This window comes from Methylobacterium sp. J-088 (genome assembly GCF_022829295.1).
Classification (GTDB): Bacteria; Pseudomonadota; Alphaproteobacteria; order Rhizobiales; family Beijerinckiaceae; genus Methylobacterium.
The window spans coordinates 144,107-167,708 of record NZ_JAKSYH010000136.1 but is presented as its reverse complement, the minus strand read 5'-3'; the positions used below and the strand labels follow the sequence as shown (position 1 = coordinate 167,708).

18 protein-coding genes are annotated in these 23,602 nt (G+C 69.9%); 6 read left to right on the top strand and 12 right to left on the bottom strand.

Annotation, left to right across the window (positions count from 1 at the left end; all coding sequences use genetic code 11):
* Window positions 1-57: 57 nt before the first annotated feature.
* Window positions 58-582 carry a DUF2937 family protein gene (locus MKK63_RS14840; protein ID WP_244002980.1) on the top strand — a complete coding sequence of 175 codons (525 nt, stop codon included), beginning with the start codon at window positions 58-60 and terminating at the stop codon, window positions 580-582.
* Window positions 583-685: 103 nt separating this feature from the next.
* Entirely contained in the window at window positions 686-1,924 is a 1,239-nt protein-coding gene (locus tag MKK63_RS14835; protein ID WP_244002978.1) for a peptide ABC transporter permease, read from the top strand.
* A 4-nt stretch (window positions 1,925-1,928) separates the two neighbouring features.
* On the opposite strand, the gene MKK63_RS14830 is transcribed toward MKK63_RS14835, so the two are convergent.
* Together MKK63_RS14830 and MKK63_RS14825 are read right to left on the bottom strand one after the other, a co-directional pair.
* Window positions 1,929-2,936, bottom strand: a complete 1,008-nt coding sequence (locus MKK63_RS14830) for an alpha/beta hydrolase (protein WP_244002976.1) — start codon at window positions 2,934-2,936, stop codon at window positions 1,929-1,931.
* An 80-nt stretch (window positions 2,937-3,016) separates the two neighbouring features.
* Window positions 3,017-4,378: an RsmB/NOP family class I SAM-dependent RNA methyltransferase gene (locus MKK63_RS14825; protein ID WP_409564517.1), complete on the bottom strand. Its 1,362-nt coding sequence runs from the start codon at window positions 4,376-4,378 to the stop codon at window positions 3,017-3,019.
* A gap of 151 nt (window positions 4,379-4,529) precedes the next feature.
* Between MKK63_RS14825 and MKK63_RS14820 the strand changes: the two genes are divergently transcribed.
* Window positions 4,530-4,715, top strand: a complete 186-nt coding sequence (locus MKK63_RS14820; protein ID WP_244002974.1) for a hypothetical protein — start codon at window positions 4,530-4,532, stop codon at window positions 4,713-4,715.
* An 11-nt stretch (window positions 4,716-4,726) separates the two neighbouring features.
* Here the strand turns inward: MKK63_RS14820 and panE are convergent, their stop codons facing one another.
* From panE to MKK63_RS14805, 3 genes are all read right to left on the bottom strand, one after another.
* The gene (gene panE / locus MKK63_RS14815; protein ID WP_244002972.1) at window positions 4,727-5,671 is read right to left on the bottom strand and encodes a 2-dehydropantoate 2-reductase; all 945 of its coding nucleotides are present in this window, start codon (window positions 5,669-5,671) and stop codon (window positions 4,727-4,729) included.
* A 7-nt stretch (window positions 5,672-5,678) separates the two neighbouring features.
* On the bottom strand, window positions 5,679-7,172 hold the full coding sequence (guaB, locus tag MKK63_RS14810) for an IMP dehydrogenase (protein ID WP_244002970.1): 1,494 nt from the start codon (window positions 7,170-7,172) through the stop codon (window positions 5,679-5,681).
* Between the two features lie 168 nt (window positions 7,173-7,340).
* A complete protein-coding gene (locus MKK63_RS14805; protein ID WP_244002968.1) occupies window positions 7,341-8,231 on the bottom strand; it encodes a DUF3313 domain-containing protein in 891 nt (296 codons plus the stop codon).
* A 217-nt stretch (window positions 8,232-8,448) separates the two neighbouring features.
* Here MKK63_RS14805 and MKK63_RS14800 point away from each other — a divergent pair, with 217 nt between their 5' ends.
* Window positions 8,449-9,897, top strand: a complete 1,449-nt coding sequence (locus MKK63_RS14800; protein ID WP_244002966.1) for an MDR family MFS transporter — start codon at window positions 8,449-8,451, stop codon at window positions 9,895-9,897.
* Window positions 9,898-9,912: 15 nt separating this feature from the next.
* Here MKK63_RS14800 and MKK63_RS14795 read toward each other — a convergent pair whose 3' ends face one another.
* From MKK63_RS14795 to MKK63_RS14780, 4 genes are all read right to left on the bottom strand, one after another.
* Window positions 9,913-10,440 (bottom strand): DoxX family protein, encoded by a 528-nt coding sequence (locus MKK63_RS14795; RefSeq protein ID WP_244002964.1) that lies wholly within the window; start codon window positions 10,438-10,440, stop codon window positions 9,913-9,915.
* 71 nt (window positions 10,441-10,511) lie between these two features.
* The gene (locus MKK63_RS14790; RefSeq protein ID WP_313901770.1) at window positions 10,512-11,678 is read right to left on the bottom strand and encodes a multidrug effflux MFS transporter; all 1,167 of its coding nucleotides are present in this window, start codon (window positions 11,676-11,678) and stop codon (window positions 10,512-10,514) included.
* Window positions 11,679-11,872: 194 nt separating this feature from the next.
* Complete coding sequence (locus MKK63_RS14785) at window positions 11,873-13,159, bottom strand: MFS transporter (RefSeq protein ID WP_244002960.1); 1,287 nt, start codon at window positions 13,157-13,159, stop codon at window positions 11,873-11,875.
* A 30-nt stretch (window positions 13,160-13,189) separates the two neighbouring features.
* Window positions 13,190-13,609 carry a MarR family winged helix-turn-helix transcriptional regulator gene (locus MKK63_RS14780; protein WP_244002957.1) on the bottom strand — a complete coding sequence of 140 codons (420 nt, stop codon included), beginning with the start codon at window positions 13,607-13,609 and terminating at the stop codon, window positions 13,190-13,192.
* A 249-nt stretch (window positions 13,610-13,858) separates the two neighbouring features.
* On the opposite strand from MKK63_RS14780, the gene MKK63_RS14775 reads away from it, so the two are divergent.
* Complete coding sequence (locus MKK63_RS14775) at window positions 13,859-18,703, top strand: NAD-glutamate dehydrogenase (protein WP_244002955.1); 4,845 nt, start codon at window positions 13,859-13,861, stop codon at window positions 18,701-18,703.
* A gap of 107 nt (window positions 18,704-18,810) precedes the next feature.
* Here MKK63_RS14775 and MKK63_RS14770 read toward each other — a convergent pair whose 3' ends face one another.
* On the bottom strand, window positions 18,811-19,986 hold the full coding sequence (locus MKK63_RS14770) for an MFS transporter (RefSeq protein ID WP_244002928.1): 1,176 nt from the start codon (window positions 19,984-19,986) through the stop codon (window positions 18,811-18,813).
* 230 nt (window positions 19,987-20,216) lie between these two features.
* Complete coding sequence (locus MKK63_RS14765; protein WP_244002926.1) at window positions 20,217-20,741, bottom strand: MucR family transcriptional regulator; 525 nt, start codon at window positions 20,739-20,741, stop codon at window positions 20,217-20,219.
* Between the two features lie 282 nt (window positions 20,742-21,023).
* On the opposite strand from MKK63_RS14765, the gene MKK63_RS14760 reads away from it, so the two are divergent.
* Window positions 21,024-22,865, top strand: a complete 1,842-nt coding sequence (locus MKK63_RS14760) for an outer membrane beta-barrel protein (RefSeq protein ID WP_244002925.1) — start codon at window positions 21,024-21,026, stop codon at window positions 22,863-22,865.
* A 6-nt stretch (window positions 22,866-22,871) separates the two neighbouring features.
* Here MKK63_RS14760 and MKK63_RS14755 read toward each other — a convergent pair whose 3' ends face one another.
* Complete coding sequence (locus tag MKK63_RS14755) at window positions 22,872-23,576, bottom strand: SDR family NAD(P)-dependent oxidoreductase (RefSeq protein ID WP_244002922.1); 705 nt, start codon at window positions 23,574-23,576, stop codon at window positions 22,872-22,874.
* Window positions 23,577-23,602: the final 26 nt, after the last annotated feature.

The window sequence follows — 23,602 nt, the reverse complement described above, 5'->3', positions numbered from 1 at the left end:
CCGCCCACGACGGCGTGCTCTTAGTCGATGGTCGATTCCACGGGCCGGAGATCTGACGTGTTCCGCGTATTCCGCACCCTCGGGCTCGCCCTCGGACTCCTCGGCGGCGCTGTCGCCGCGCAGGCGCCGGAATTCGCACAGCAATATGCCCAGAGGCTGGGTGGCGCCGCCGACGAACTTCGCCGTCAGGTGGCGGTGCTCGAATCCGACGCGCAGGCCTCCGGCACGACCCGCGACGGCGCCGTCGACCGCCTGCGCAGCAATCCCGATCAGCTCGTGGCCCGCCGCGGCGCGGCGGCGCAGGCCGACATCGTCCGGCTCGCCCGCTTAAGCGCGCAGCAACAAGCCATGGCGTCCGCGACGAGCCCGCTGGGCCGTGTCGTGGCGATGCTGCGCGACCCCGACATGCCGGTCGCCGAAGCGGCCTATCGGGACTTCAGCCCGGCGATCCCGACCAATGCCGACGGGCTGGCGGCCGGTCTGATCGGGTTCTTCGCCGCCTGGGGCGGCTGGCGTATCGTTTCGGATGTCGGCCGGCGGACGCTGCGGCGGCGTCCGCGTGAGACCGCCACCGTGGCTTGAGCGCGCGCGCGGCGCTGGGTGTGGCCCGGCGTCTACAGCGACTTGCGCGCGCCTTGCGTATCCAGCAGAGAACCGGCCGTCCCGGTCCGGCAGAAGGCGCAGGATGCCGCGCGCGTCGAACTCGACCCATGCCGATCCAGCGCTCGACGCCGCGGCACTGCTGCGACGCCTCGGCTTCTTCGGGCTGTTCGTGGTGCTCCCCGTCCTGGCGCAGGTCGCCCGGCGCGCCTCGGTGATCCTCGCGCCGATCGCCGTCATCCTGCTGATCATCGCCAGCGTCATCGACCGGCGGCAGCGGCCGGTGCGCCCAGCCGCCCTAAGGCTTCTGACCGCCCCGGCCTTCCTGGCCGCGATGCTCGTGGTGTTCTGGTCCGCCTTGTCGCTCACATGGACGCCGTTTCTCGGACCGGCCCTGGAGCGGCTGGTGAACCTCGCGGCCACCGTTGGGCTCGCATTTCTGGGTTACCTCGCCCTGCCCGACCGGATGCGCTCGGCCAATCTGTACCTGCTGCCGTTGGGCTTGGTGGCGGGCGCGATCGTGGCGATCGTCCTCGGCCTGTTCGGCGCCCATATGGGCCCCCCCGGTGCAGAAGATGACGGCGCCCTGGATCGCGGCCTCGTGCTGCTGATCCTTCTGGTCTGGCCCGCCCTGGCCTGGCTGCGGTCCCGGCGCCGCGACCGGGAAGCACTGGCCCTGGCCCTCCTCGTGGCCCTCGCGCTCACCGTCCAGCCCGACGCGACGCAGATCGCGGCCCTGGCGGTCGGCGCCGTCGCATTCGCAGTGACGAGCTATCGCCAGAAGCTCGGCGTGCAGCTGACAGCGATCGTGTCGGCCGTCCTGCTCGCGGTGGCGCCGCTGCTGCCATTCCTGGCGCGGCCGATCGGGTCCGCCGTGCTGGGGCCGCTGGCGCCAACGGTGCTGTCGCTGAAGAGCTGGCAGAAGGTGGTGACGACCGACCCTGTGCGCCTGATCACCGGCCACGGCTTCGAGACCGCGCTGCGCGGACGCCTCGTCGGTCTTCTCCCGCTGAACGCCCCGACGACCGCGCTGTTCGAGTTCTGGTACGAACTCGGGATCGTGGGCGCACTGGCCGCCGCCTTCGCGCTCTACGCGTCGATCCGCCGGGCCGGGCGCGACGGACCTGCCCTGGTCCCCGGCGCCATGGGCTGCTTCGCGGCAGCCTTCACGGTGGCGTGCCTCAGCGTCGGGCTGACCTCCATCTGGTGGCTGACGACCCTCGCCATCGCGACCGTGGTGTTCGTGGCGGTGGAGCGAGGCCAGTTCCGCACCAGCCGGCCCAAGGTCGCCAAGCTGCACCGCGTGATCGCCAGCGGCGGCTGAGCGATCAGCCCCGTATGAATCCGTGCAGGCGGATCCAGGCCAGGAACAACCCGGGCCACGCCGCCGCGGGCGTACCGGGCAGCCCAAGTCCGAATCCGTGTCCGCCGCGCTCGAACAGATGCAGCTCGGCCGGAACGCGCGCCTTCCTGAGGGCCGCGAACATCAGCAGCGGATGGTCGGCGACCGCGATCGGATCGTCGATCGCCTGCGCCAGGAAGGTCGGGGGCGTCTCGGGGCCGACCTGGAGATCGACCGAGTAGGTCTTCATCTCAAGCGCCGTCACATCGTCGCCGACGAGGATGCGCCGGGTATGGGTCCGGTCGAACGGCTTGCGCATGGTGATGACCGGATAGATCAGCCCGGCGAGCGTCGGCCGCACAGGCTGGGCGTCGATGGCATCCTCGGCCGGGTAGAGGTTCTGCGCGCTGCCGACCGCGGTCTCGCCCATCAGGTGGCCGCCGGCCGAGAAGCCCAGCACGCCGACGCGGTCCGGATCGATCCCGAACTCCGTGCCCCGCGATCGGATCAGCCGAAGCGCGCGCTGGGCGTCCTGCCGAGGCGCGTCGGGACCGGCCCCCCAGCCCTCGGCGGGTAGGCGGTAGATCAGCAGGAAGACCGTGATGCCGGCCGCATTGAGCACGCGCCCCACCGGGACGCCCTCGTTGCCGATCGCGATGTATTCGTAGCCGCCTCCGGCCGCGACGATCATCGCGGCTCCGTTGGCGTTGGCCGGTCGCATGACCAGCAGACAGGGCCGTGCCACCCGCGTGATGTCGCCGACAGAGCCCTCGACGTAGCGGTATCCGTCGGCATCCGGTCCCGGGCCGCCGCCCGGGAGATCTCCCGGCCAAAGCTCGATCACCTCAAGATCCGCGCCGGGCAGAGAGCGCGGCAGAGCCTTGACCGCCTCGTGCGGCGCGGGTTGCGGCGGCCCGTCCGTCGCGGCCGTTGCTCGGTTGAGGCCGACGAGGCTCCCGAGGCCGGCGAGCAGGAGACGGCGGTCCAGGTGCAAGGGCGACTCCTGGCGGTGGGATCGTTCGGGCCGCGGTTCCAACGCGGCTCGGCGCAATGGGGTCCCGCGACCCGCGCGACTCAGGCGTTCCGGGCGATGACTGCGACGTAGAAGCCGTCCGTTCCGGTCCGGTGCGGGCTCATCTGAATCCCGTGGGCCGTAAACCGGACCGCCTCTCGCAACGAGGCCGGGCCCGCGGCGAGGACCTCGGTCGCCGCGATCACGGTGAACCGCCCGCGCCAGCGCGACAGCAGGCCGGTAACGGCCGCATCGTTCTCGGCGGAGAGGAGCGAGCAGGTGACGTAGACGATGTGTCCGCCCGGCCTGACCAGCCGGGCCGCCCGATCGAGAACCTGGGTCTGTTCGGCCGTGCGAAGCGCGAGGCTGCCCGGACGCAGGCGCCACTTGGCATCGGGATTCCGCCGCCATGTTCCCGAGCCGGTACAGGGCGCATCGACCAGCACCCGGTCGACGGTGCCGTCGAGATCTTCCAGCACGTCGGTGCGCGCCCGTCCGCCCCGCGGCGACCGCACCTCGGCGCCGGCGCCCGACCGGCGCAGGCGTTCGTGGATCGGCGCGAGGCGGCGCGGATCGCCGTCGGTGGCGATCAGGTGAGCGCCGTTCCCGATCTCGGCCGCGAGCGCCAGGGTCTTGCCGCCGCCGCCCGCGCAGAGATCGACGATGGTCTCGCCGGCCCGCGGCGCGGCGAGCAAAGCCGCGAGCTGCGAGCCCTCGTCCTGGATCTCGTACCAGCCCTCCAGGAACTCGGCCTCGACATGGAGCGCCGGACCGCGCCCGTCCGCACCGATCGGGATCCGAAGGCCCTGGGGTGCGTGCGGCGTCGGCTCCGCACCGAAGGCCGCGAGGGCCGGCAGGATCTCGTCCCTGGAGCCGCGCAGGGTGTTGACGCGAATGTCGAGCGGCGCGCGGCGGGCGAGCGCCTTGAGCTCCGGGATCAGGTCGTCGCCGAGCGTGACCGCGAGGTCCGGCAGCACGAAGGCAGGGGCATCGCCGGCGACCTCGGGCGGCGCGTCCTGAAGCGTCGCGGTGTCGAGCCGCGCGCGCTCATCGTCGGTCAGAGGCTCCGGTGCGAAGCGCTCGCCCGAGAAGAGCGCCGCGACCGAGGCAGCGGCGAGGCCCTGCTGAAGCCGCAACGCCCCGATCAGCACCGCGCGCGGCGAATCGGAGCCCATGATCCAAGCCGCCGAGGCACGCCGCCGCAGGGCGTCGTAGACGAGACTGGCGATCCCGGCCCGGTCCCCCGAGCCGGCGAACCGATGGGCGAGGCCCCAATCCTTCAGGGCATCGGCAGCCGGCCTGCGGCGCTCGGCGATGTCGGTGAGTACCTCGATGGCGGCGGAGCAGCGGGCGGCGGGTGTCAGCGGTCTGGTCCTTTGGAATGAGTCGACGGCGTCGCGAAACGGCCACGCTTGCCCCGCGATGCCGCCATCTTACGGCCGAGCTTCAGGCGCGATCCCGGTTCAGACCACGCGACCTGCGGTCCGCCAGTGGACCGCAGCGTGTCCTATGGCATCCATCGGCGGCGGACCAGGGTGGTTCGACGCCGGTTGCGTTCCGGAAGGCCCCCAGCCCATGTCGTCGTCCGTCTCGTCCGCCGTTCGTCTCGCCCTCGCGGCCTTGGTCGCAGCGTCGCTCGCCGCCTGCGCCAGCGCCCCCGCCGCCCAGCCCGATTTCTCGCCGCCGCCGCGCCGGCCCGTCGATGCCAAGACGCAGCTCGAATACGGCAACCCGCCCGCGCCGCCGCCGGGCCGGTACTGAAAGGTGGCGGCTCAGGCCGCCTCCCGCCCCCGCCGCGCTTCGTAGGCCTTGAGGCCGGTATAGACCAGCGTAAGCAGGGGAAAGGCCGTCTCCGGCGAAAGCCGTTGACCGCGGGCGATCAGGTCGCCGATCACGTGATCGGCCTCGATCCGCCCGCCATTCTCGATGTCGCGCAGCATCGAGGCCGTGAAGGTCGATCCCGCCGCCGTGAGCTGCGCCCGCGCCCGCTCGGCCACCGTGGCCCGTGGTGCGTAATCGCTCGCGGTGGCGACGGCCGTGCATTCGGTGTGGAGCGCCGCCATCAGATCCGCGCCGCCCGGCGCCGCCACGATGTCGCCGACCGCGGCGCGCATCAGGGTTGTGGCCCCCGCAAGTGTCGCCAGGAAGACCCACTTCTCCCACATCTCCAGCAGGATCGAATCGCTGAGGCGCGGCTGGAACTTCAGCCCGCGCAAGAGGGCGTCGACCAACTCGATCCGGGCCGAGCGCGACCCGTCCCGCTCGCCATAGGTGATGCTGCACAACTCGCTCATATGGCGGATCGTGCCGTCGGGCGTCAGCGTCGCCGCGATGGCACAGGATCCGCCAAGCACACGCTCGGCCCCGAACCGGGCATCGAGCGCGTCCAGATGGGCGAGGCCATTCAGCAGGGGCAGGATCGCCGTCTCCGCGCCGACCGCGGGCGCAAGGTCAGCGATGGCGCTGTCGAGGTCGTAGGCCTTGCACGACAGAAGGATCAGGTCGAACCCACCGGCCTCGGCCAGCCGGTCGGCCGTGACGGTCGGCGGGCTCGGGATGTGCAGGTCGCCGAGCGGTGAGCGAAGGTTCAGCCCGTCCGCGGCGAGCTTTTCCGCCCGGCCGGGCCTCACGAGGAACGTCACTTCGGCACCGGATTCGGCGAGCCGCGCGCCGTAATAGCCGCCGGTCGCGCCGGCTCCGACGATCAGCGTACGCATCAAAGCCTCAAGTCCGCGACGGATAGTTCGGGCTCTCCCGCGTGATCGTCACGTCGTGGACGTGGCTCTCGCGCAGGCCGGCATTGGTGATGCGGATGAAGCGCGCCCGCTCCTGGAAGTCCGGAATGGTCGCGCCGCCGACATAGCCCATGGCGGCGCGCAGGCCGCCGGCCAGCTGGTGCAGGACGTTCCCCACCGGCCCCTTGTAGGGCACCTGACCCTCGATGCCCTCCGGCACGAGCTTGTGGGTGTCGTTGACCTCGGCCTGGAAGTAGCGGTCGGCCGAGCCACGCGCCATGGCGCCGACCGAGCCCATACCCCGGTACGACTTGTACGAGCGGCCTTGATACAAAAAGACCTCGCCGGGGGCCTCGTCGGTGCCGGCGAGCAGCGACCCGAGCATCGCCACGGAGGCGCCCGCCGCGATCGCCTTGGCGAGGTCGCCGGAATACTTGATGCCGCCATCGGCGATCACCGGGATGTCGGCCTCGCCCGCGGCTTCGACGGCCTCGATCAGGGCCGTAAGCTGGGGAACGCCGACGCCCGCCACGATCCGGGTCGTGCAGATCGAGCCCGGGCCGATACCGACCTTGATGGCGTCCGCCCCGGCATCGATCAGCGCCTGCGCGCCCTCGCGGGTGGCGACGTTGCCGGCCACGACCTGCACGGCGTTGGAGAGTTGCTTCACCCGGGCGACGGCGTCGAGCACCTTGATCGAATGGCCGTGGGCCGTATCGACCACGATCACGTCGCAGCCGGCATCGATCAGGCGTTCGGCCCGCTCGAAACCGCTGTCACCCGTGGTCGTGGCGGCGGCGACCCGGAGGCGGCCCTGCTCGTCCTTGACGGCGAACGGGTAGGTGACGCGCTTCTCGATGTCCTTGACGGTGATCAGGCCGATGCAGCGGTAGTGATCGTCGACGACCAGGAGCTTCTCGATCCGGAACTGGTGCAGCAGGCGCTTCGCCTCGTCCTGGGTCACGCCCTCGCGGACGGTGATCAGGCGGTCCCGGGTCATCAGCTCGGCGACCGGCTGGGCGGAGTTGGTGGCGAAGCGCACGTCCCGGTTGGTCAGGATGCCGACGAGCTTGCCCCGCGAGCCGTTCGGCCCCCGCTCGACCACCGGGATGCCGGAGATGCGGTTGCGCTTCATCACCTCGAAGGCGTCGGCCAGGGTCTCGTCCGGGTGGATGGTGATCGGGTTCATCACCATGCCGGATTCGTACTTCTTCACGAGCCGGACCTGCTCGGCCTGCTCCGCCGGCTCGAGGTTGCGGTGGATGACGCCCATGCCGCCATTGGCCGCCATGGCGATGGCCATGGGCGCCTCGGTCACCGTGTCCATCGCGGAGGCGAGGATCGGCAGGTTGAGCGGGATCGTGCGGGTGAGCCGGGAGGCGACGTTGACCTCGGTTGGCATCACCGAGGAGGCGGCAGGCCGCAGGAGCACGTCGTCGAAGGTCAGACCCTCGATGATCGATGCGGTATCAATACGGGCCATGCCAACTTTCCTCGGACGGCGGCGCTACGGGTTGCGCTGCGGGATCGGGTTGGCAAGTGCCAGTATCACGGGCTCCCCGATGGCGCCAATGCGCGCATGCCGCGGCGCAACGCGAAAACACGCATGGCTCACGGGTATTTTCGGGCCACCGGAGGATGCGCCGCCGGCTCAGCGTACCGCGGGCGCGCGGGCTCCCTTGTCGGTGTATTCGGGCGGCAGGCCGATGTAATCGCCGAGGATGCCGTCGATCCCGGGCGCCCGGCCGAAGGCCTCGCAGTCCGGATCGAGGGGAGCCTCGCCGAGCGTCGTGATGCGGATGCGGTCCCAGGTCGGCAAGGTGTTGGGCGCCGTGAACGGATCATCGCCGGTCGCCAGCATGTAGCCGAAATCCTGCCCGAACTCGCCCGCCAGATCGTAGGCGTCGCTCGCACGGGAGAAGCGCGGCTGGCTGGTGAAGGAATTCGCGGCCCCGCCCCACACCATGGCGGCTCGCTGCTCGCGGCGCCGGTCGAGCGCCTCGGCCTCCACGGTGAGGCTGCCGAGCCCGATCGGGATCCGCGGGATCGGGATGCGCCCGATACCCTCGGCGACGCTTAAGCCGAACTGCGAAGCGACCGTGACGCCGGCCGAGCCCGCAATGGTCGCGCCGGCCCCGAGGAGGTCCGTCGGATCGACCCGCGTCACCTGCGCCCGGACGGTGAGGTCCGCGTCGCGGCCCGACACGATGTCGTACTTCAAGGACAGGTCGTAGCAGAGCGCACGATCGGCCGCGTTGGCGATCAGGCGCCGCTCGGCTGGCGTGAGCGGGCCTGCACCGGCCACGTCGGCGTGGAACGCTGTCGGGATGATGCGTACCGTGCGCACCCGGGTGAGCGCTGGCTGGTCCACGTAGATTCGCGACGCGGAGGCGACCTGATCGCTTGCCTTCAGACGGTCGTAGCGCGTCAGCGAGCCGCGATCGTTCAGCAGAACGGTGCCGCAGGCCGCCACCATCGAGAACAGGGCGACGGCAACGGTGATCCGCGGCAGGAAGCGGACCTTGCTGGGGCTGGACGACATCGAACTCCTCGCGGCCCGTCCCGGGGACGAAACCTCTTCACAGACCGATCTCACGGCCGCGTGAAACAAACGTAGCCATTGGGCCTCGCTTGCAAAAGGTGCCGTTGCTCACCGACACAACTTCTGTGGCAAGATAGATACATTCGCGAAACACGCGGATGCGAGTTCGGCGGCGCCGTCGTGCAACCGGCACGGCGCGATGCGCGTCTGCCCTCCAATGTCCTCCCCCGCTCAAAGACCGTTCTGGATCGTCCCCCTGACGGTCGCCACCGCCCTGTTCATGGAGAACACCGATTCGACGGTGATCGCCACAGCGCTGCCCAGTATCGCGGCGAGCCTGAACGAGGATCCGATCGCCCTCAAGCTCGCCCTGACGTCCTATCTGGTCAGTCTCGCGATCTTCATCCCGGTGAGCGGCTGGATGGCCGACCGCTACGGCGCACGCACCGTCTTTCGCGCGGCTCTGGTCGTGTTCATGGCCGGCTCCCTCGCCTGTGCAGCCGCCAACGGGCTGGCGTGGTTCGTCGCCGCGCGGTTTCTTCAGGGCATGGGCGGCGCCATGATGGTGCCTGTCGGGCGCCTCGTCGTGTTACGCAGCGTGCCGAAATCGCAGCTCGTGACGGCGCTGGCCTACCTGACCTTCCCCGCCCTCGTGGGCCCCGTGCTCGGGCCGCCGGTCGGGGGCCTGATCACCACGTGGTTCGACTGGCGCTGGATTTTCTTCATCAACCTGCCGATCGGCTGCGCCGGCATCGTGCTGGCGACCCTTTACTTCGAGGATGTCCGCGAGGCTGAGCGGCCGCCCCTCGACATCCTGGGCTTCCTGCTGCTCGGCTCGGGGCTCGCCGCGCTGATGCTCGGCCTCGCCGCGATGGGGCGTCACCTGCTGCCGGCCACGGTCTCGTGGGGCTGCCTCGCGGGCGGCGCGATCCTGCTGCCGCTCTACTGGGCCCATGCAAGGCGGGTCGCCCACCCGATCGTGCGGCTCGACCTGATGGAGCGGCCGACCTTCCGGGTCGCCATACTCGGCGGCAGCCTGTTCCGGATCGGGACCGGGGCGATCCCGTTTCTGCTCCCGCTGATGTTGCAGGTCGGGTTCGGGCTCGACGCCCTGCATTCGGGGCTGATCACCTTCGCGGCGGCGGCCGGCGCGATGTTCGTGAAGACGCTGGCGCCGAAGATCCTGCGCCGCACGGGTTTTCGGACTTTGATGACATGGAACGCGCTGGTGGCGTCGGCCTTCCTGGCGGTGAACGGATTCTACACGGCGCAGACGTCGCACTGGATCATGGTGGCCCTGCTGTTCGTCGGCGGCTGCTCGCGCTCGATCCAGTTCACCTGCGTCAACGCCATCGCGTATGCCGATCTCGAATCGCGAGAGATGAGCGCGGCGACGAGTTTTGCGAGCGTCTGCCAGCAGCTCTCCTTGAGCCTCGGCGTAACGCTGGGCGCCCTGGCCCTTGAGGGGACTGCCGGCCTGCATGGCCGGACCCAGATCGAGGCGGTCGATTTCGGGCCCGCCTTCTTCGCGGTGGCGGTGATCTCGGCGGCCTCCGTCTTGGCCTTCCGCAACCTGTCGCCCGATGCGGGAGCCGAAATCTCCGGACGCCGGATGGTCGCCCAGACGCCGCCGGCCGCGACCGAGATGCAGCCGCGGCACGGTTGAGGCGCGTTCCGGCGATCAGGCCGCCGCGCGGGCGGGTGTCCTGCCGGCGGGGCGCTTCCCACCGCTCCGCGCCGCCGACGCCTTGGGGGCGGCCTTTCCGGCGGCGGGCTTGGCTTTCGGCGCTTCCGCCCCCACCCCGGCACGCCAACCCTGCCAGCTCCAGCCACCGGGGCCCGCAAGGGCATACATGAGGAATCCGCCCGCGAGGCCGAGATCGGCCAGCAGCAACGTGCGTTCGGCGACCGCCGCCGGGCCGACATAGTGCCAGAAGGCATGGAGCACGAAGGCGGTCAGCGCCGCGAAGATGGCCAGTGCCAGCCCGGTGAGCCGGGGCAGCACGCCGAGGATCAGGGCCAGCGGCCCGAAGACCTGCACCACCACCGCGCCCGTCGCGACGGCGTTGGGGAACGGCACCCCGCCGCCCGCGAGCGTCAGCGCGAAGCCCGAGACGTTGAGCGCCCGCGCGATCCCCGTGGGCAGGAGCGCGGCGGCGAGCAGCAGCCGCGCGGCGAGAAGCGTTCCGTTCTGGGCGCGGTCGAGCATCGGGGATCCGGTCGGTTGGGAGACCCCGGAAGCTTGGCCCGAGCCGCTGAAGACCCGGTTAAGCCAGACGCTCAGCCAGACACGCCGCCCCGGAACAATCGACCGCGCTCGGTCCAGACGACGACGAGGAGCGCCAGCCCGCCAAGCGCGGCATAGCCGATTCCCACCGGCAGCACAGTTCCGTCGAACGCCTGGCCGATCAGGAAGCCGCACAGGGCGCCGAGGATGGTCGTGTAGAACCCGAGGAACGAGGAGGCCGTGCCGGCGATCGCGCCCAGCGGCTCCAGCGCCAGCGCGTTGAAGTTCGGCATCGCGAAGCTGATCAGGAACTGGTTGAGCGCCAGGATCGCCAGGAACAGACCCAGCGGCGGATGCCCGTCATAGGCGAGCCCGACGCCGACCTGCATCAGACCGACCAGCGTGAAGGCGATCACGCCGGCATGCGACAGGGTCCGCATGCCGAGCCGCCGCACGGCCCGGGCGTTGATCAGCGTCGCCGTGCCCATCGCGCCGGCCACCAGCCCGAAGGCCAGGGGGAAGAGCGGACCGAGATGGTACAGGCCGGTATCGAAGACCTGCTGGGCCGAGCCGACATAGCCCATGATGCAGCCGGTCAGCAGTCCGAGCGCGGTGGTGTAGCCGATCGCGACCCGGTTCCTCAGCGTCAGGCGGATCGCCGCCCAGGTCGCGGCCGGCGAGAGCGGGCGCCGGTATTCCGGATGCAGGGTCTCCGGCATGCGCCAGGAGAACCAGACGGTCAGCCAGAAGGCCAGGACCAGCATCGACACGAAGACGTAGACCCAGGATCCGAGCGCCAGCATCATGCCGCCGATCGCCGGGGCGATCATTGGCACGATGAGGAATACCATCATGGTGAACGACATCACGCTCGCCATCTCGCGGCCGGCGAAGCGGTCGCGCACGATCGCCACCGACAGCACCCGGCCGCCGGCCGCGCCGATCCCCTGGATGATCCGGGCTGCGAGCAGCCAGCCGTAGCTCGGCGCGACCATGACGAGCCCGCAGCCGATTACGTAGATGGCGAGGCTCACCAGCAGCACCGGCCGGCGCCCGACCGCATCCGAGATCGGCCCGTACACGATCTGCGCGACGCCGAATCCGATCATGTAGACGTAGACGAGCAGCTGCAGCCGGTTCGGATCTGCGACCGCGAAGCGCGCCTCGATCGCCGGGAAGGCCGGCAGCAGGTTATCGATCGAGATCGCCGTGACCGCCATCATCAAGGCGATGATGGCGACGAACTCGGCGAAGCCCGGACCTGACCAGGGGCGCGACGGGCGCACCTCCGGGGCTGGTGACGGCACGGGCCGGACTGCGATGGTCAAGGCGGGCCTCGGGCTGCGCGGGAACGGCTCGTTCAGGGCGCCCCCATCGCGGCACGCTCATGGCAACCGAGCCCGCCCGGCGCAGTTCAGGCCGGCAGCGGGCGCAGGGCCGGCTCCTGCGGCCTGCGTCCCACGAAGGTCGCCATCAGCGCCGCCACAAGGCACAGCAGGCCGGCCGAGACGAAGGCGCCGAAATAGGTGCCGGTATCGGTCCGAACCATGCCGGCGAGCCAGGCCGCCGAGGCGGCGCCGATCTGGTGCGCGGCCGCGATCCAGCCGAACATCAGCGCGGCGTTCTCCTCACCGAACGACTTCCCGGCAAGCTGCACAGTCGGCGGTACGGTGGCGATCCAGTCGAGCCCGTAGAACACCGCAAACAGCGACAGGCCGTAGAAGCTGAGATCGAATGAGTACGGCAGGAAGATCAGCGAAAGCCCGCGCAGCCCGTAATACCACGCCAGCAGTTTGCGGGAATCGAACCTGTCGGTGAGCCAGCCCGAAGCCGTCGTGCCGATCAGGTCGCAGATGCCCATCAGAGCCAGCAGGCCTGCGGCCGTGACCTCGGCGATACCGTGGTCGATGCAGGCGGGGATCAGGTGGGTGCCGACGAGTCCGTTCGTGGAGGCGCCGCAGATGAAGAAGGTGCCGGCGAGCAGCCAGAAATCCTTCGAGCGCAGACCGATCCGCAGGCCGCGGAGCGCCCGCACAGCCGGATTCTCAGTCAGCACCGGTGTCGGCGTCACGACGGTCTCGCCGTAGCGGGGCAGGCCGAGATCGGCCGGCCGATCGCGCAGGAAGAACGCCGCCAGCGGGATCAGCGCCAGCGTCACGGCCGCGACCACCAGGGAGACCGAGCGCCAGCCCTGCCCCACCGCGAGGGAGGCGAGCACCGGCAGGAAGACCAGCTGCCCCGTGGCGCTGCTCGCCGTGAGCATTCCGATGACCAGCCCGCGCCGCTTGGCGAACCAGCGTCCGGCGACCGTCGCGCCGAGCACGTTGGCGACCATGCCTGAGCCTGAGCCGACCACGATGCCCCAGAGCAGAACCATCTGCCAGGGCGCGGTCATCAGGCTGGTGGCCGCCGTGCCGATCGCCAGGATCAGCAGCGCCGTACAGACGGCGCGCCGCAGGCCGAACCGCTCGATGATGGCCACCGCGAACGGGCCGATCATGCCGTACAAAAAGATGTTGAGCGCGATCCCGACCCCGATCGTCGCCGCGGTCCAGCCGAACTCACGCTCCCAGGGCACGATCAGCACGCTCGGCGTGGCGCGCACACCGGCACCGATGAGCAGGACCAGGAATGTCACCGCGGCGACGACCCAGGCATAGTGCAGACGTGGCGCAGGATTCTTCGCGGCAAGGGCTGACATGGTCGGGCTCCGGGGGCGAAAACGGGTCGATCAGGAAGCGGAGGCCAGGGCCTCGGCCAGGGCGGCGACGGCCCCGGGCTCGACCCGGGCGTTGATACGGGCCTGCGCGGCGCGCCAATGGGGGATCGCATCCGCGATGGCACCTTCGCCCGCCTCGGTGAGCGCGACCACGCGCTCGCGGCCATCCGCTTCGCCGGCCGTGATTCGCACGAGGCCGCGCCGTTCCAGCGGATCGAGGTTGCGGCCCATCGTAGTCCGTTCGAGCGCGGCTTCTGCGGCGAGGCGTGTCACCGAAGTCGGCCCCAGGCGCTGTAGGAGGCGCAGGATCGCGAACTGCGTCACCCGCAGCCCGACCGGTTTCAGCGCGCTGTCGTACGCCGTCGTGACGGCGCGGGTCGCACGCCGCAGGGCGGAGCAGGTGCAGGGCTCGAGCGGAGCGGCCTCGGTCATAATGCGTGCATATACACGTTTTTGCCCGGGTTCAAGCCAACCCTGACGGTTCGGGCCGATCGACACCCGGTGCCCCCATACCTGCGCGGCCTGTCATCGACACGGCGGGTCACCCTGCTATCGCTAGGGCGCGCCGCTCGGGACATCGGTCCCGCTGGTGTGCGAATCAGATCCACGGCCGTGCGCCGCTCCCGCGTCCAACGCGATCGGGGGGCCTGGGGCCGGCAGACCCGGTTCTGGAGAAGCGCGATGACACTCGAAACCGCGACGGCACTGTCCTCCTCGGAGCAGAAATCCGCCCGCACGGGGTTGATCGAGGCGGCCGCCGAGATCGTCGGGCAGCAGGGCGGGCCCGGTGGCTTCGTGCGCGACCTGCTCGGCCGCGTGACGCCGGAGGATCTGGCGCCTTATCCGGCCGGTACGCTTGCCGACCTCGCCGCCAGGGCCCGGGCATTCCTCGCCGATCCCCGTCGGTCGGGCGACCCCGCCCGGATACGCCTGAGCGATGTCGAGCTCGTGAGGGACGGCAGACGGCGCGAGGCGACCATCCTCGAAGTCATCAACGACAACCGCCCGTTCCTGCTCGATTCGACCCTGGCCGAACTCGCCGAGCGCGGCCTGTCGCCCGACCTCGTCGCGCACCCGATCCTGGGTGTCGAGCGCGATGCCGGGGGCGCCCTCGTCCGCGTCGTCGGCGAGACCACCGCGGATGACCAGGGCAGCCTCGCGCGCGAGAGCTTCATCCATATCCACCTCGACCGGATCGAGGCCGAGGCCGGCGCGCGGCTTCAGGAGGCCCTGGTGGCCGTCTACCGCGACGTGGCGCTGGCGAGCGACGACCACGACGCCATGCTGGCCCGTCTCACCGACCTCGCCGGGCAGCTCGGCCGTTCGCCCTCACCGATGCCCGAGCGCGAGACCGAGGAGGCGCGCGCATTCCTGGAATGGCTGATCGACGGCCAGTTCCTGCTGCTCGGGATGCAGCAGCACGGGATCGACGGCGAGGCCCATCCCCTGGTTCCGGGATCCAGCCTCGGCGTGCTGCGCGATCCCGGCGCCACCCCGCTGCGCCGGGGCCGGACGCCGGTCGACTACACCCCGGAGATCCTCGCCTTCCTGGACGAGCCGCAACCGCTCATCATCACCAAGGCGAGCGTGAAGTCCCGCGTCCACCGCTCGGCCTATCTCGACTATCTCGGCATCAAGCTGTTCTCCGGTGCGGGCAAGCTCTCGGGCGAGGTGCGGATCGTCGGCCTGTTCACCGCCACCGCCTACACGAGCCCCACCCGCGAGGTGCCGGTGCTGCGCCGGAAGGTCGAAGCCGTCGTCGCCCGCGCCGGGCTCGACCCGACCAGCCATGCCGGCCGCAGCCTGCTGGCGGTGCTGGAGAGCTATCCGCGCGACGAGCTGTTTCAGATCGATATCGAGCGGCTGTATCGATTCACCCTGGCCATCGCCAACCTCGCCGACCGGCCGCGGATCCGCGTGCTGTCGCGACCGGATCGCTTCGGCCGCTTCGTGTCGCTCCTCGTCTACGTCCCGAAGGACCGTTACGATTCCACGGTGCGCGCGCGGATCGGCGCTTACCTCGCCGAGGCCTATGGCGGACGGCTCAGCGCCGCCTACCCGGATTTCCCCGAAGGTCCCCTCGCCCGCACGCATTACATCGTCGGACTGCCCGATCAGGGTGCGCCCGAAATCGACCCGGCGAGCCTCGAAGCCGGTATCGGCGCCCTGGTCCGGACCTGGGGCGACGCCCTGCGGGCCGCCCTCGCAGAACGCCAGGGCGGCGACCGGGCACGCCTGCTCGCCGCGCGGTACGCGGATGCGTTCTCGGCGGCCTATCGGGACAATTTCCAGCCGGATGTCGCCGTCGACGACGTCGCGATCCTGGAGAACCTGGGCGAGGCCCAGCCGCGGGCGGTGCATCTGGGCCGTCGTAGCTCGGACGCGGACGCACAGGTGCGCCTGAAGGTTTTTTCGCGCGGGACCGCGATCGCGCTGTCTGACCGCGTGCCGGTGCTGGAGAATCTCGGCTTTCGCGTCATCAACGAGCGTACCTACCGGGTCGTGCCGACGGGCGCTGGCGAAACGGATCGGGTCTGGCTGCACGACATGCTGCTCGAGCGCGCCAGCGGCGCGCCGATCGCGCTGGCCGATCTCGAACACCCCCTCGAAGCCGCGCTGCTCGCCATCGCGGACGGAGCGGCCGAATCCGACGGCTACAACCGGCTGATCCTGGAGGCCGGCCTGGACTGGCGGGAAGCGGCTCTGCTGCGCGCGTTCGGCCGCTACCTCCGTCAGCTGCGCATCCGCTACGGTCAGGATTACCTCGCCGGCACCCTGAGCCGGCATCCCGGCATCGCCCGGTCCGTCGTGAACCTGTTCCGTGTCCGGTTCGACCCCGCCACCGACGGCGACCGGACGGCGCGGACCGCGGAGATCCGTGCTGAGATCGAAGGTGCCCTGGCCGATGTCACCAGCCTCGACGACGACCGGATCCTGCGCCGCTTCGTCAACCTCGTCGAGGCGGCGTTGCGGACCAACTTCTTCCAGAAAGGCGCGGACGGGAAGCCGCGGGAGACGATCAGCTTCAAGTTCTCCTGCGCGAAGGTGGCGGCGATGCCGCTGCCGCGACCGCTGTTCGAGATCTTCGTGTATTCACCGCGGGTCGAGGGCGTGCATCTGCGCTTCGGTTACGTGGCGCGGGGCGGCCTGCGCTGGTCCGACCGGCCGGAGGATTTCCGCACCGAGATTCTGGGCCTCGTGAAGGCCCAGCAGGTGAAGAACGCCGTGATCGTGCCGGTCGGCGCGAAGGGGGGCTTCTTCCCGAAGCGCCTGCCGCCGCCCACGGACCGCGCCGCCTGGATGCAGGAGGGCACCGAGAGCTACCGGATCTTCATCCGCACCCTGCTCGAACTCACCGACAACATCGTCGACAACGCGATCGTGCCGCCGCCCGACACGGTGCGGCACGACCCGGACGATGCCTATCTCGTGGTCGCCGCCGACAAGGGCACCGCCACCTTCTCGGACATCGCCAACGCCCTCTCGCTGGAGAAGGGCCATTGGCTCGGCGACGCCTTCGCGTCCGGCGGCAGCCAGGGCTACGACCACAAGGGCATGGGCATCACGGCCCGGGGCGCCTGGGAGGCGGTGCGCCGCCATTTCCGCGAGATCGACGTGGACGTGCAGACCGACCCGATCAAAGTGGTCGGCGTCGGCGACATGTCGGGGGACGTGTTCGGCAACGGCATGCTGCTGTCGCAGAGCCTCCGGCTGATCGCGGCCTTCGACCACCGGGACATCTTCCTCGATCCAAACCCGGACGCCGCGGCGAGTTTTGCCGAGCGGCGGCGTCTGTTCGATCTCGGCCGCTCCTCCTGGGCGGATTACGACCGGGCACTGATCTCGCAGGGCGGCGGCGTGTTCCCGCGCAGCCTGAAGACCATCCCGCTCTCGGGGGAAATCCGGACGGCCCTGGGCTTCGACCGTCCCGAGGCGACGCCCGCCGAGTTGATGCAGGCGATCCTGAAGGCGCCGGCCGACCTGCTGTGGTTCGGCGGCATCGGCACCTATGTCCGCGCGACCACCGAGACCGACGAGGATGCCGGCGACCGGGCCAACGACGCCGTGCGCATCACCGGGCCGGAGCTGCGCGCCAAGGTCGTCGGCGAGGGTGCCAATCTCGGCCTGACCCAGCGCGGGCGCATCGAGGCGGGCCGCGCGGGCGTCCGGCTCAACACCGATGCGATCGACAACTCCGCCGGCGTGAACACCTCGGATGTCGAGGTGAACATCAAGATCGCCCTGATGACGCCCGAGCGTGACGGGCGCCTCAGCTACGAGGCCCGCAACACCCTGCTGGCCACCATGACCGAGGAGGTCGGCCACCTGGTTCTGCGCAACAACGAGTTGCAGACGCTGGCGCTCTCGCTCGCCCAACGCGGCGGCCTCGGCGAGACGGGCTTCGCCATGCGGACCATGCAGGCGCTGGAGGCGGAGGGGCGCCTCGACCGGGGCGTGGAGTTCCTGCCGGACGACGCGGCGCTGACCGAGCGCCTGCGCCGGAACGAGGGGCTGACCCGGCCGGAATACGCGGTGCTGCTCGCCTACGCCAAGCTGTCGCTGCACGACGCGATCCTCGACAGCGCCGTGCCGAACGACCCGTATTTCGAGCGGGAATTGCAGCGCTACTTCCCGAAGGCGCTGCGCGAGCAGTTTCCGGACGCCGTGAAGGGGCATCGGCTGCGCCGCGAGATCATCGCCACGGCGCTCGCCAACATCATCGTCAACCGGGGCGGCCCATCCCTGGTGACCCGGCTCGTCGACGGCACCGGCGCCGACGCCGCCACCATCGCCAAGGCCTATGCGGTGACGCGGGATGCGTTCGGCCTGATGGAGCTGAACCTCGCGATCGACGGCGTGGCGGGCCGGATCTCCGGCCAGGGCCAGCTCGGCCTCTACGCAGAGGTGCAGGAACTGCTGATGAACCGGATCGTCTGGTTCATCCGCAACCTCGATCTCGCCGGCGGCCTCGCCCCGGTGGTGGCGCGCTACCGGGACGGCATCGCGGCGGTCGAGGCGGCGTTACCGAAGGCCCTCGACGCGACCGCGCGGGCGGCGATCGACGCGCGGGCCACGGAACTCGGCGGTCTCGGCATGGCGCCAGCCCAAGCCCGGCGGCTCGCCTCCCTCACGGCGCTCATCGCGGCGCCGGACATCGTACGGGTCGCCGAGACGAGCGGCCGGCCGGTCGACGAGGTGGCGGCCACGCATTTTGCCCTGGAACATGCCTTCCGCCTCGACGACCTCGCCGCGGCGGCGCGCACGGTCCCGGTGGCCGACACGTTCGACCGCGTCGCCCTGGAGCGCGCCGTGGCCGGCATCGCCGCCGCCCATCGCAAGCTGACCGCCGAAGTCGTGGCCGATCTGGGCGCGGGACCCAACGCGGTCGAGGCCTGGGCGAAGGCCCGGGGCGCGTCGCTCGCGCGGATCCGCGACGCGGTGGACGCGATCCGCACCTCCGGCCTGACGGTCTCCAAGGCCACGGTGGCGGCAAGTCTGCTCGGCGATCTCGTCCGGGCGGATTGAACGGCGCAGAGCCTGGAAGGTCGGCAGATGGACAGAAAGGGCGCCCGGTGCGGAGATGCGCGGGGAGAGGAGACCGTTCGCTATGCGCGGGCCGCCCCCCCGCGGGCTCAAACACCCTTCGCGGAGGATAAAAAAATCCGCCGGCCGGAGCGGCTCACGGCCGAGACCGTGAGGCCGAGGCCGATCAGCGAGACCGCGGCCGCGATCAGCGGCAGCTCGCCGTAATCGATCCCGAGCGTCAACGCCGTGCCGCCGATCCAGGCGCCGGTGGCGTTGCCCAGGTTGAAGGCCCCCTGATTCAACGTAGAAGCGAGATTGGGCGCGTCACTGGCGGCCTCGACGACCCAGATTTGCAACGGCGAGACTAGGGCGAAGACCAGCCCGGACCACAGAACCAGCACCGCGATGGTCGCGATCGCATGATGCGCGACGACCGTCAGAACCAGCAGCACCGTGACGATGCCCAGGAAGCTACCGATGATCGTCGCCATTTGGCCCCGGTCGGCGAAATGGCCGCCCGCGAGGTTGCCGATGGTCAGGCCGATCCCGGCGGCGAACAGCACGAGGGTCACCCCGTGGGGCGTGAATCCGCTGACGTTGGTGAGGAACGGCGTGATGTAGGTGAACACCGTGAAGAAGCTGACCGACGACAGGGTCGAGATCAGCATCGGCCGCAGGACCGGCCAGCGGCCGAGGGCCCGGAACTCGCTGATCAGGCGCCCACGTGTGCCGGGCAGCCCGGCGGGCACGCAGAGCTGGATCGCGAGGGCCGCCGCGAGCCCGATCCCGACAACCGCCCAGAAGGTCGAACGCCATCCCGCTTCCTGCCCGAGGGCCGTGCCGAGGGGAACGCCGAGGACGTTGGCGAGCGTGAGCCCGGTGAACATCAGCGCGACCGCCTGCGTGCGCTTTTCGCGCGGCACGAGATCCCGTGCCACCACGGCGCCGATGCCGAAGAACGCTCCGTGCGCGAACGCCGTGAGGATCCGCGCCGCCATGAGCAGGCCGTAAGTCGGCGCCACCGCGCAGCCGAGGTTTCCGGCCAGGAACACACCGATCAGGGCGAGCAGCGCAGTCTTGCGCGGGAGACGCGCCGTCGCGATCGCCACGACCGGAGCGCCCACGACCACACCCATCGCGTAGCCGGACACGAGATACCCCGCCTGGGGAATGGTGACGCCGAAGCTCTGCGCCACCTCCGGCAGCAGGCCCATGATCACGAATTCCGTGGTGCCGATCCCGAAGGACGCGACGGCAAGGGCGAGGATCGGCAACGGCGGCACGGCAACTCTCTCCGGCGCAGGGTGATCGCGATTGTGCGAAGCAACATGCGCAGGATGGCAGCATCGCGCCGCCTGCCTAGCCGCGATGACGCGGCGCACGGTTGCGCGCTGCGCAACCGGACTTGGACATAGAAGCGCGTCCGCGGAGGCCGCGTGCTTTCGGGTACGGAGTTCCGGGAGCGCGAAGCGCCTGAGCGGCTCTTGAACGCGCACCCGCCGGTCGAACCCGCTCACGCCGGAGTCTTCTTGCGACCCCGCGCCTTCGCTGTGTGCACAGCCGGCGCTTCCTTCGCCGCCACTTGCGCCAACTCCTTCACCGCGGCTCCACCCGCACCGTTGTACTTGCGGCGCTGCTGTCCCAGCCCGAGTGCACGCGCCAGTTCGGACCGTTGCTCGGAATAGCTGGCCGCCGTCATCGGATAGTCCCGCGGCAATCCCCACTTCGCGCGGTAGGCCTCGGGCGACAGCCCGCGAAGCGTGAGATGCCGGCGGAGCGTCTTGTAGCGCTTCCCATCTTCGAAGCTGACGATGTGATCTCGGGTAATCGATTTGCGGATCTGCGCCGGCGTCAGCTTCTCGGCCGGTCCATTCGAGCCCTGCCCAGTGGTGACAAGATGGCTCAGGGCCGTGTGGACGACGTCGATCAACCCGGGAAGTTCGGTGGAAGGCACCGAATTGTTCGACACATAAGCCGCGACGATATCGACCGCGAGCTCGATGTGCCCCGAATGTTCGCTTTCTACATTGCCAATCATGATCGACCCCTGTTCTGCCGAATATCCAGATCGTCCGAACCGAACTAGACACGATCGAAGTCTGTCAGATCCTAGCGGATTGAAATGCAAATCTCAATCGGACTGTCGTTACGCGTGTCACAGACCACGGCGGCGTTCGAATGCTGGCCGGGGCCGCCGTTGACGGCACATTAACCACGCTCCGCTAGCCTGAATTAACCATGTCGATGGCCCATTCGGCTGCCATCTGGACGATAAATTTCGGCGCTGAATAGCCGAGATATTTGTGGAGACCGGGATCAAGTGCGGACGACGCGGCCTGATCGACGGGAACGGCACGAGAAACGGCTCGCTTACGCGGCCCTGACGCTGGCGCTTGCCGCGTCGCCGACGGCGGCCCAACGCTTCGATGCGGCGAGCCCCGTGACCGGGCAGCCCGACAATCCAGGTGTTGGTCTCGAAGCGGGACCGAACGGGCTGCCGGCCTTGCAACAACGCTTGTCGAACGGGCTGTCGCGGGACGATGGCCGCGGCTCGCCGACTGGAGACGCACTGGGCGGCGATCAGACCGGCGGCGACAGCCTGCGCTCTCCCCTCTCGCCCCCGGTTCCGGCGCAGGGGCAGACCCAGCCGGGCGCATCGCAGCTCGATACCCGCGTCACGAGTGGCGGCCGGCGTACGGGGGGCTCCTCGACGGCACCGAGCAACCTGGCACCCTCGGCCCTGCTCCGATCGCGGGCCGCACCGCCGCGCCGGCTCGGTTCCGCGACCCGGAGGATCACCCAGGACATTACCCAGGTGCCGAGCCCGGCGATCAAGCTCACACCGATCATCCAGCAGCCGGTGGTCGGCGTGCCGCTGCCGCCGGCGCCGACCCAGCTTCGACCCATCCTCCCGCTGCTCGCCAACACGTCCGCCCTGGGCCTGCTGACGCCGGGCTTCATCCTGGGAACCGACCTCGCGCGGCCGATCCCCACGGATCCCGCCTACGCACCGATTGGCTACCAAGTCGGCACCTTCACGGTGCTGCCGAGCTTCGCCCAGAGCCTCGGCTACGATTCGAATCCCGACCAGACCTCCCGGCAATTCGCGCGGGGATCGGTGGCGCTGCGCACCGACGCCGCCGTCGATTTCCAGAGCAACTGGGCCTCCAGTTCGTTGCAGGGCTCCCTGCGCGGCGCCTATCTCGAAACGCCCCAGAACGAGGCCGCCAGCCGGCCGGCCGCGGACGGCGTCGTGCGCTGGCGCCTCGACGCGAATCGCGATCTGCACATCGACGCGGAGGGCCGCTTCCTGGTCGACACGCAACGGACCGGAAACCCGAACCTGCAGCTGGGTACCGCCAATCTTCAAGCCGCGTCGGCCACCACGCGTCCGCTGCTGGCGGTCTACGGCGCGTCCCTCGGTGCCACCGAGACGTTCAACCGTCTGTCCTTCACCCTGCGCGGCTCGATCGACCGCTCGGAGTTCGACAATGCCCGCCTGTCGGACGGGACGATCATCAATCAGGCCGATCGCAATCTCAACCAGTACAGCCTGCAGTTACGCACGGCGTACGAGGTCAATCCGGATTTCAGCCCGTTCGTGGATATTCTGGGCGATACGCGCGTCTACGATCTACAGCGGGACCAGAACGGGATCCGGCGCGACTCGAATGGCATCTCGTTCCTGGTCGGCGCCAGCTTCGGCCTGTTGCGCTCGCTGACCGGCGAGATCTCGGCGGGCATCCAGCATCGTGAATACGTCGATCCGACCCTGCGCACCATCGATGCACCGCTGGTCAACGCCGCCCTCGTCTGGTCGATGAGCCCGCTGACCACGGTCCGCCTCACCGCCGCCACCGGCATTACCGAGACGACGATTCCGGGCTCGAGCGGCATCCTCACGGATGTGGCGACGCTCGAAGTCCAGCACGACCTGTTCCGCAACCTGTCGATCGTTGTCGGTGGCTCGTTCCTGAAGAACACCTACCAGGGCAGCACGATCCGCGAGAATGGCGTCTCGGCAACCGCGCGGCTCGATTACCACCTGACCCGCTGGCTCACCCTGCGCGGCACGTACATCTACCAGCAGATCAACAGCACGGCGGCGGGGGCGAGCTTCAGCGACAACACCTTCCTGCTCGGCCTGCGGGTGAACCCGTAAACCTGTTCAAAACCGCTCCGTCCAGGGGCGAAGTTCCAGCTCCGTCGTCCACGCGCTCCGATCCTGACGCAGCAGATCCCGATAGGCGCGCGCGATGGCATCGGGATCGAGATGGCTGTCGGGCGCGTCCGCCGGCTCGCCGCCGCGGGCCGGATTGCGGATGGCACCGTCGATGACGATGTGCGCCACATGGATGCCCTGCGGTTGCAACTCGCGGGCGAGGCTCTGACCGAGGCCGCGCAGGGCGAACTTACCCATGGCGAAAGGCGCCGAACCGGCGAAGCCCTTCACGCTCGCCGAGGCGCCAGTCAGGAGGATCGCCCCGTGGCGATGGGGCAGCATGCGTCGCGCGGCAGCCTGCGCCACGAGGAACCCGCCATACGCGCTGACCATCAGCGCCTCGGCCACCGCGGCCGGATCCAGCTCCGCCACCGGGCCGCGCAGTCGGCTACTCGCGTTGTAGACCACGACGTCGGGCGCGCCCCCGAGGGCGGCCTCCATCTGCGCGAACAGTGCTTCGACCTGCTCCGGCCGGCTCGCGTCGCAGGCGTGGAATGCGGCGCCTGTCTCCGCGGCCAGACCGGCGAGCGTCTCGACGTTGCGCGCGGCGAGGCCGATCCGCAGCCCATCCGCCGCGAGGAGCCGGGCCAGGGACGCGCTGAGGCCGGGGCCGGCGCCGACGATCAGGGCACGGGAATAGGCTGGAACCATGACGGTGTCCTCCGGCTCGGAATGCG